1 protein-coding gene is annotated in these 1,724 nt (G+C 51.5%); it reads right to left on the bottom strand.

Features of this window, described 5'->3' with window-relative positions; genetic code table 11:
* Positions 1-13: 13 nt before the first annotated feature.
* Positions 14-1,642, bottom strand: a complete 1,629-nt coding sequence (locus ACTHUT_RS19765; RefSeq protein ID WP_003683571.1) for an ABC-F family ATPase — start codon at positions 1,640-1,642, stop codon at positions 14-16.
* Positions 1,643-1,724 lie beyond the last annotated feature (82 nt).

The raw sequence follows: 1,724 nt of genomic DNA, 5'->3' as shown, positions 1-1,724 counted from the left end.
TATCAGTATAGGCTTAAACTAAGCCTTTTTTCTCCAGATAGCTTTCGTAATCGCCCAAGTAGTGTTCATATCCGCCTTTGCCATCCAATTCGATGATTTGGGTAGCCAATGAAGATACAAACTGACGGTCGTGCGAGACGAAAATCAGCGTGCCGTTGTATTTTTCCAGCGCCATGTTCAAGGATTCGATGCTTTCCATGTCCATGTGGTTGGTCGGTTCGTCCATAACCAAGACATTAGGTTTCAACAACAACAGTTTGCCGTAAAGCATACGGCCTTTTTCGCCACCGGAGAGAACCTTCACTTTTTTCACGACATCGTTGCTGCCGAAGAGCAAGCGGCCCAAAGTGCCGCGGATGACTTGTTCGTCATCGCCTTCCTGACCCCATTGGCGCATCCATTCGCTCAGGTCCATATCGACGTCGAAGTCGTTTTCATGGTCTTGCGGATAGTAGCCGACACTGGCTTTTTCCGCCCATTTGATGGTGCCTTCGTCCGGCAGCAGGCCGTCTGAATATTCGGGGTTGTATGCGCCGGCCAAGAGTTTCAGCAAGGTAGATTTACCCGCGCCGTTCGGGCCGATGATGGCGAGGCGCTGGCCTGCTTCAAGGATGAAGTTCAGGTTTTTAAACAACTGGGTTTCAAAGCGTTTGGCCAGTTTTTCAACTTCCACAGCCTGACGGTGCAACTTGGCTTTTTCGTCGGCTTCAAAACGGATATATGGGTTTTGACGAGTAGAAGGTTTGACTTCGACCATCTCCGATTTGATTTTGTCTGCCTGTTTCAGACGGCTGGTTGCCTGACGGGCTTTGGATTTGTTGGCGGAGAAGCGGGCGACAAACTCTTGCAGCTCTTGCAGTTTCTCTTTGGCTTTGGCGTTGTCTTTCAGGGCGCGCTCACGCGATTGGGCAGAAGCGAGCATGTAGTCGTCGTAGTTGCCCGGATAGATGGTGATGGTGTTGTAGTCCAAATCCGCCATGTGTGTGCAGACTTCGTTCAAGAAGTGACGGTCGTGCGAGATGATGATCATGGTGGAGTCGTACTGGTTCAACACGCCTTCCAGCCAGCGGATGGTATTAATGTCCAAGTTATTGGTTGGCTCGTCAAGCAACAATACATCAGGTTTGGAGAACAGGGCTTGCGCCAGCAATACGCGCAGCTTGAAGCCCGGGGCGACTTCTGCCATGGTCGCATTGTGCAAATCTTCGGAAATGCCCACGCCGCTCAACAATTCGGCAGCGCGCGCTTCGGCGGTGTAGCCGTCGTATTCGGCGAACTTGGCTTCCAGTTCGGCGGCTTTCATGTAGTCGTCTTCGGTGGCTTCGGGATTGGCGTAAATCGCATCACGCTCGGTCATCGCCGCCCACATTTCGGTGTGACCCATCATCACCACGTCCAGCACGCGCATGTCTTCGTAGGCAAACTGGTCTTGGCGCAATTTACCTAAACGCACGCCGTTTTCAATCGCTACTTCGCCGGCAGTCTGTTCCAAATCGCCGCCGAGGATTTTCATGAAGGTGGACTTGCCTGAGCCGTTGGCGCCGATCAAGCCGTAACGGTTGCCTTCGCCAAATTTGACCGATACGTTTTCAAACAGCGGCTTTGCGCCGAACTGCATGGTGATGCCGTTGGTAGAAATCATTATTCGTAAAACCTTTATAAATAGAATGTTATAATCGGACGCGATTGTAGCATATTTTTGCAAAGACCTCAGGATTGAGGCC

The sequence above is a fragment of the Neisseria sp. P0022.S010 genome (genome assembly GCF_051956635.1).
Note: the sequence above shows the minus strand (reverse complement) of the source record. Positions and strands in the feature narration are given on the sequence as shown.